The 6,709-nt window shown below is 55.9% G+C and carries 9 protein-coding genes and 3 tRNA genes; 7 read left to right on the top strand and 5 right to left on the bottom strand.

What is annotated here, in order from left to right; all coding sequences use genetic code 11:
• Positions 1–2 precede the first annotated feature (2 nt).
• The 3 genes from AC5DB9_RS16160 (at position 3) to AC5DB9_RS16170 (ending at position 285) form a co-directional block, all read left to right on the top strand.
• Positions 3–79, top strand: a tRNA-Pro gene (locus AC5DB9_RS16160).
• 26 nt (positions 80–105) lie between these two features.
• Positions 106–182, top strand: a tRNA-Arg gene (locus AC5DB9_RS16165).
• 27 nt (positions 183–209) lie between these two features.
• A tRNA-His gene (locus tag AC5DB9_RS16170) sits at positions 210–285 on the top strand.
• Between the two features lie 90 nt (positions 286–375).
• Here AC5DB9_RS16170 and AC5DB9_RS16175 read toward each other — a convergent pair.
• Genes AC5DB9_RS16175 through AC5DB9_RS16195 form a run of 5 tightly spaced genes read right to left on the bottom strand, consistent with a single transcriptional unit; the run spans position 376 to position 3,511 of the window.
• Positions 376–1,134 (bottom strand): pyridoxine 5'-phosphate synthase, encoded by a 759-nt coding sequence (locus AC5DB9_RS16175; RefSeq protein ID WP_272994137.1) that lies wholly within the window; start codon positions 1,132–1,134, stop codon positions 376–378.
• Complete coding sequence (locus tag AC5DB9_RS16180; protein WP_272994138.1) at positions 1,131–1,751, bottom strand: peptidylprolyl isomerase; 621 nt, start codon at positions 1,749–1,751, stop codon at positions 1,131–1,133. Before AC5DB9_RS16180 ends, AC5DB9_RS16175 begins: the two co-directional genes overlap by 4 nt.
• Positions 1,751–2,458 (bottom strand): TIGR04211 family SH3 domain-containing protein, encoded by a 708-nt coding sequence (locus AC5DB9_RS16185; protein WP_022957424.1) that lies wholly within the window; start codon positions 2,456–2,458, stop codon positions 1,751–1,753. The genes AC5DB9_RS16180 and AC5DB9_RS16185 overlap by 1 nt, the downstream gene beginning before the upstream one ends.
• 43 nt (positions 2,459–2,501) lie before the next feature.
• Complete coding sequence (locus AC5DB9_RS16190) at positions 2,502–2,801, bottom strand: YciI family protein (RefSeq protein WP_272994139.1); 300 nt, start codon at positions 2,799–2,801, stop codon at positions 2,502–2,504.
• A gap of 2 nt (positions 2,802–2,803) precedes the next feature.
• Positions 2,804–3,511, bottom strand: coding sequence for a VC0807 family protein (locus AC5DB9_RS16195; RefSeq protein WP_272994140.1), 708 nt, complete (start codon positions 3,509–3,511; stop codon positions 2,804–2,806).
• Between the two features lie 130 nt (positions 3,512–3,641).
• Here AC5DB9_RS16195 and AC5DB9_RS16200 point away from each other — a divergent pair, with 130 nt between their 5' ends.
• The 4 genes from AC5DB9_RS16200 to scpB form a co-directional block, all read left to right on the top strand.
• Positions 3,642–4,472 (top strand): PHP domain-containing protein, encoded by an 831-nt coding sequence (locus tag AC5DB9_RS16200; RefSeq protein WP_022957421.1) that lies wholly within the window; start codon positions 3,642–3,644, stop codon positions 4,470–4,472.
• Between the two features lie 11 nt (positions 4,473–4,483).
• Complete coding sequence (locus tag AC5DB9_RS16205) at positions 4,484–5,113, top strand: L-threonylcarbamoyladenylate synthase (RefSeq protein ID WP_272994141.1); 630 nt, start codon at positions 4,484–4,486, stop codon at positions 5,111–5,113.
• Between the two features lie 78 nt (positions 5,114–5,191).
• Positions 5,192–6,082, top strand: coding sequence for a segregation and condensation protein A (locus AC5DB9_RS16210; protein ID WP_374963295.1), 891 nt, complete (start codon positions 5,192–5,194; stop codon positions 6,080–6,082).
• The coding region (scpB, locus tag AC5DB9_RS16215) for an SMC-Scp complex subunit ScpB (RefSeq protein WP_491732095.1) at positions 6,079–6,709 on the top strand (631 nt) is incomplete at its 3' end. The genes AC5DB9_RS16210 and scpB, both read left to right, overlap by 4 nt.

The following is a 6,709-nucleotide window of genomic DNA, read 5'->3' on the forward strand; positions in this document are numbered from 1 at the left end:
ATCGGGGTATAGCGCAGTCTGGTAGCGCGCCTGCTTTGGGAGCAGGATGTCGGGAGTTCGAATCTCTCTACCCCGACCATTTCTCGTAACTCATTGGCGCTTGTTGCGCCCGTAGCTCAGCTGGATAGAGCAACGGCCTTCTAAGCCGTCGGTCACAGGTTCGAATCCTGTCGGGCGTGCCATTTAACTGCGGGAAATCTCACTCTATGGTGGCTGTAGCTCAGTTGGTAGAGTCCAGGATTGTGATTCCTGTTGTCGCGGGTTCGAGCCCCGTCAGCCACCCCATTATTTCTTCCTTCCCCTTCTTATTATCCTGTTCGGCACGTGTGCAGTCTGCTGCCTTTTCTTTGGGTCGCTTGGCGCCTGTTTACCCGCTCAGCGCAGGCAGGCGAGATACGCGTTGATGGCGGCATCCAGTCCCAGTTCGATCGCATCGACGGTAAAGGCGTGCCCAATAGAGACTTCCAGCAGTTCATGCATGGCAGTTTTAAAGGTGGCGAGGTTGTGCAGGTTCAGATCGTGACCGGCATTTAATCCCAGGCCGCAGTCGGCAGCAACTACGCTTGCCTCGGTAAATCTTGTGAGTACCTCATGTTGTTCTGCGCGACCATAGGCAGCGGCATAGGGGCCGGTATAAAGCTCGATGCGGTCGGCGCCGATATCGCTTGCCAGGCGGATCTGTTCTTCAATCGGATCCATAAACAGACTGACTCGACAGCCGAGTGACTTCAGTTCGCCGATAATGGGGGCGAGCATGTCACCGTCACGTGTCAGGTCAAAGCCGTGATCCGAAGTCAGTTGGCTATTGTTGTCGGGGACCAGAGTGCACTGAACCGGGCGAGTACGGCGGACAATCTCTAAAAAGCCCGGGTAATCACTGACGCCCTGGCGGTCGCTCTTCATTGGTGCCGCGAGTGGGTTGCCTTCGATATTGAATTCAACAGACAGCATCTCGGCGAGGGCATAACAGTCATCCGCGCGAATGTGACGCTGATCCGGTCGAGGGTGCACGGTTATACCGTCGGCACCGGCATCAATGCAGCGCTGGGCATGTTCGATAACGCTGGGGTATTCAGTGTCCCGAGAGTTGCGGATCAGGGCAATTTTGTTCAGGTTGATGCTCAGGGCAGTCATGGTGCGGCGGCAGCCTCTTTTGCCTCAGTGATGGTCACGCGTTCCAGTAATACGTTCTCAACGGGTACGTCGTCGTAGTCGCCAAGGCGATGAGTGCGGACATTGCTGATATCTCTCGCAACATGCTGGCCTTCGATGACTCGGCCAAATACCGCATAGCCGTCGCGTCCTGCGCGGGCATCCAGCGAGAGGTTCATGCGCATGTTGATGAAGAACTGCGAACGAGCACTGTTGGGATCGTCGGTGCGAGCCATCGCGACGGTCCAGCGGTCATTGCGAAGGCCGCTGGCTTTGGATTCATTGACGATTGGTTCGCCATTGGGCTTTTCCACCATATCGACGGTAAAGCCGCCACCTTGAACAACAAATCGGCGCATCACACGGTGGAAAATGGTGCCGTCGTAAAAGCCGGATTTGGCGTAATTAAGGAAGTTGGCAACGGTAATCGGTGCCTTGTCAGCGAGCAGTTCGATGACGATCTCCCCCTTGCTGGTGTGCAGCGTGGCAAGGGGGTTACTGACAGTTTGTGAGTCGTTGGCCTGGCTGTGAGGAGCAAGCAGGGTGAGTGCGAGCAGTACCCAGACGAATCGGCCTGGGCGATGTTTGACGGAGTTCACTACACCCATTCCGAGCGACGCTTCGGCATCAGGCGCGGAGCGATCAGGGCAATCATTACACCGATCAATACCGCAAAGGCACCGTTGAGGAAGAATTCGTTCTCTTTATTCTCGCGCAGGCGGGCGTTGTCGGTTTTCAAGACATCGACTTCGCTGCTCAGCATTTGATTGCTCTCGAGCAGGCGCCGGTTGTCGCTATCCAGTTTGATGGCGTTGGCGGAGATGCGCTTGAGCTCTTCAAGCTCATTGGCAAGCGCGGCATTCTCTTCTTCAAGCTGCCCGATTATTGCAGAGGATTTCTCGGTGCTCTCGGTGCTGCTGTTGAGCTTGTCGCGCAGTGATTTGTTGGCCTCGCTGAGCTTGGCAAGCTGTGTTTCAGCGGCTTTCAGTTGGTCTCGCGCAACCGGTGTGCTGACCAGGTAGTGCGACGGCAGCCAGCCTTCAACACCGCCTTGGGTGCGGACTTTGGCGTAACCACTGTCTTCGTTGTTCTCCAGCAGGTCCAGCGGCGTGCCGCTGGGCAGGCCGCGGTGGACGATCCGGTATTTGCTGCCTTCGCCCACACGCAGCGGCACATAGATTTTATCGCTGATGTAGCGAGTCTCTGCATAGGCGCCGCCAGCTAAAAGCATTGCCAGCAGGCCGAAGAGCATCGGTTTTTTCACAGTAATTTCCACTTTAATAAATTGCTGTAAGGCATTAATCATACAAGAGTAATCCAGCCATTGAATTAGATCAATTTTGCCGGCTTCAGGGCAGAACCTTCTTGAAGGGCTTTACCTTGACGTGGGCATAGACGCCAGCCTCTATATAGGGGTCGGCATCGGCCCATTGCTGCGCGTCCTGCAGGCTGCTGAATTCGGCTACCACCAGGCTTCCGCTGAAGCCAGCGTCGCCGGGGTTTTCGCTGTCGATATGGGGATGTGGGCCGGCCAGAACCAAGCGGCCCTCGTCTTTCAGGGATTCCAGTCGAGCCAAGTGTGCCGGGCGTGCGGCCAAGCGTTTTTCGAGGCTGTTGTCGATATCTTCGCTGATGATGGCGTAAAGCATACTTATTCCTGATGTAGGCGAAAAATCTGTTCCAGTTCCAGTGCCGTGAGCTGGCGCACCCGTCGCATGAGATAAAACAGGGCGGCCATCATCACCACCGTGCATGGGAGGGCGATAACCGGGAAGCTGAGGCCGGTCATTTTGCCCAGCTCGGCGCTGTACTCGGGCGTGCCTGGAGGGCTAACTAGGAGTACCTTGGCAAGGATATAGTTCAATGTTGCCGACAGGAAAAACGAAAAGGCCAGCAGGTATGTGGCCCGGCGCAGCGCAACCTCGAAGTTGGCGTGAGCATCGTGCTCGTCCAGCGCCTGGTTGACGCGCTCCGTGTCAACAACCTCGTCATTGAATAACAGCGTTTTGATAAGGGGGTATGGCGTGTATAGTGAGATTAGCGTTGCCAAACCGATGAGCCCCGGGATGCTGGCTTCCTTGATGGCAATATATTGAGGGTCGAGTTCTAACAGGCTGATGCCGCCTGTCAGCAGTGTGCTGACAAAACCGAGAATCGAGAACACATTGGCACGACGGGTTTGGATAAAGTCCCAGGTGCCAAAGCTCAGCGGAAAGGCGAGGGCAATGACAATGCTGAGTTGTGGTCCGAGTGAGCCCTCATCGCTGAACTTGGTTAAAATCAGCGTCGGCACCAGAATGTTGAAAATCAGATTGGTAAAGGCACTATGCCGTGGTTTGCCCTTGGCCGGCTGAGGCATGAGAAATCCTGCTGCAAATATTTAGGTCTTGGGAAAGCGGGGCGCCGTCGGCGCGGCAATCACTATAACCATTTTCCTCCGGCATCACTAGGCGAGCCCTCGCATCAATAGTCCATGACAGGAGTTTTTCTTGATAGTCGATTTGCACACCCATACTACCGCCTCTGATGGCAGCCTCAGTCCGCTGGAGCTGGTGCAGCGAGCTCAGGAGCGCGGGGTGGAACTGTTGGCCATTACTGACCACGACAGCATCGACGCATTCTCGCAGCTTGAAGGCTTGGGCGAGCCGGCGCTGAGGTTGATTACCGGCGCCGAATTTTCCTGCAATTGGCAGGGTGTCAATATTCATGTGCTGGGCTTGGGTATGGATGCGCAGCATCCGGGGTTGGCGTCGGCGATGCGCTCTCAACAGGAGGCGCGCGACAGTCGTGCTGAGGAAATCGATCGGCGTTTGGCAAAAAAAGGGATTACCGGCACGCTGGCGGTGATTCGCGATAAAGTGAAAGACAGTCGTCCTGTTGGTCGTCCGGATTTTGCCCGGCAGATGGTTGATGCCGGTGTCGTCAGTTCAATGAATGATGCCTTTGATCGCTATCTCGGCGCGGGGAAAATTGGCGATGTGAAGGCCATGTGGCCCTCACTGGACAAGATTATTCCCTGGATTCACGAGGCGGGTGGGGCGGCTGTGATCGCGCACCCACTGCATTACAAAATGACCAATGCCAAATTGCGACGACTGTTGGCTGAGTTTTCTGAGCTGAAGGGCGATGGACTGGAGGTTTGCAACGGGCGGCCGCCTGAAACAGAGCTGGTCTACCTGCGAGAGTTATGTCGTTTTTTTGATCTTGAGGCGTCTGCGGGCAGTGATTTCCACCACTTGAGTCAGTGGTCCGATCTCGGCTGTGATAGCGCTGTATTAGGAAATTGTCGCCCCGTGTGGCAGCGCTGGATGGCGCAATAGGAAGGAGTTACATGAGTCAATTTTTCCAGATTCACCCGGAAAACCCCCAGGCCCGGCTGATCAAGCAGGCCGCTGATATTGTGCGCAAGGGAGGCGTCATCGCTTACCCCACGGATTCGGCCTATGCCCTGGGTTGTCATCTGGGGGACAAGGCAGCACTTGAGCGTATTCGCAGTATTCGTCGCTTGGACGACAAGCACAATTTCACCCTGATGTGTCGAGACTTGTCGGAGTTGGGCAACTATGCCCGTGTCGATAACTCGGCCTTTCGCCTGCTTAAAAATCAGATTCCCGGCCCCTACACGTTCATTCTGCGGGCTACCCCGGAAGTGCCCAAACGCCTGCATCACCCTAAGCGGAAGAGTGTCGGCCTGCGTGTGCCTGATAATCAGATTTGCCTCGACCTGCTTGCCGAACTGGGTGAGCCGCTGATGAGTGTCAGCCTGATTCTACCCGGCGATGAGCTGCCAATGACCGACCCCTACGATATTCGCGATACGCTTGGCAGCCAGCTCGACCTGGTCATCGACGGCGGTTATTGCGGAATGGAAGCCACTTCAGTGGTGGATCTGGTAGATGATGTGCCGGTGATTGTGCGTCGCGGACTGGGAGATGTCAGTCAATTTGAGGAAGCGCTGTGACCGTTGGCGACTTCCCCGTATAATCGCGCCCTTGGGCGATTAAAACGGAAACAAGGCGTGCAGGATCAGGGCGATACTATGAGTGACGAGGTAGATGTGGCGGAAACGCTGCACGTTCCGCCGCGTCCTGCGCCCGCACAGCAGGCGATGGATATCGTCAGCCTGAAAGCCCTGCGCCAGCAACCTCAGCAGGGCGAAATGCCCTTTGCGATTGTGCAGGGCAAACCCCTCACTGAGTTGCCGAAAGATCTCTATATCCCGCCTGAGGCGCTGGAAGTCTTTCTCGAAGCCTTCGAGGGGCCGCTGGATCTGCTGTTGTATCTGATCAAGCGCCAAAATCTGGATATTCTCGAGATTAACGTCGCGCAAATTACCGAGCAGTACATGCAGTACGTCAATATGATGAACGCCATGCAATTTGAGTTGGCGTCGGAGTATCTGTTGATGGCGGCCATGCTGGCGGAGATTAAATCGCGTATGCTGCTGCCGCGCTCCAGCGAGGAACTAGATGACGAGGAAGACCCCAGAGCGCAACTGATCAAGCGCCTGCAGGAGTACGAGCGGTTTAAGCAGGCCGCAGAGAATATCGATGAGCTGCCTCGTGTCGGGCGGGAGACGCATCTGGTGAATGTGGAGCCACCGCCGCTGCGCCAAGTGCGCCAGGAGCCCGATGTCGACCTCAAAGAGCTGATGCTGGTATTGAGTGAAGTACTGCGCCGGGCTGATTTGTATGTCAGCCACCAGGTCGAGCGGGAAAAGCTCTCAACCCGCGAACGCATGTCAGAAGTGCTTGCACGCCTGAGCGGCGATCAGTTCGTGCCCTTTGTGGCCCTGTTTAAACCCGAAGAGGGGCGGCTCGGTGTGGTCGTCACTTTTCTCGCCATTATGGAATTGATCAAAGAGTCGCTCGTTGAAATCGTGCAGTCTGAGCCCTTTGCTCCTATTCACGTGAAAGCCAAAAGCACATGATGATCGACGCACAGCAATTACAGAAAATCTTGGAAGGTGCCCTGATGGCCGCGGGTAAACCGCTGACCATTGCTCAGCTCAGTGAGCTGTTTGACGAGGACGAACGACCGGCGAACGCCGATATCCGCGACGCGCTGGCGCAAATCGAGCGCGACTGCGAAGGGCGGGGCTATCAGTTGAAAGTTGTTGCCAGTGGCTACCGTTTCCAGGTTCGCGAAGAATTGGCGCCATGGGTTGGGCGGCTGTGGGAAGAGCGGCCTCAACGCTACTCACGTGCGCTGCTGGAAACGCTGGCTCTGATTGCTTATCGCCAGCCCATTACGCGGGGCGATATTGAGGAAATCCGTGGAGTGGCCGTCAGCTCACATATTGTCAAAACCCTGTTGGAACGCGAATGGGTGAGAGTCGTCGGGCACAAAGATGTGCCGGGTCGCCCCGCCATGTATGCGACAACGCGCCAATTTTTGGACTACTTCAATCTGAGCAATTTGGATGAGCTGCCCAGTCTCGCGGAAATTGCCGACCTGGATTCGCTGAACGCCGAATTGGAATTTGATAAAGATCAGCTTGCGTCTGCTGGGGCGGAGCAAGACACTGCCGAAGCCGAAGCCGAAGCCGAAGCCGAAG

It is taken from the genome of Spongiibacter sp., assembly GCF_984394615.1.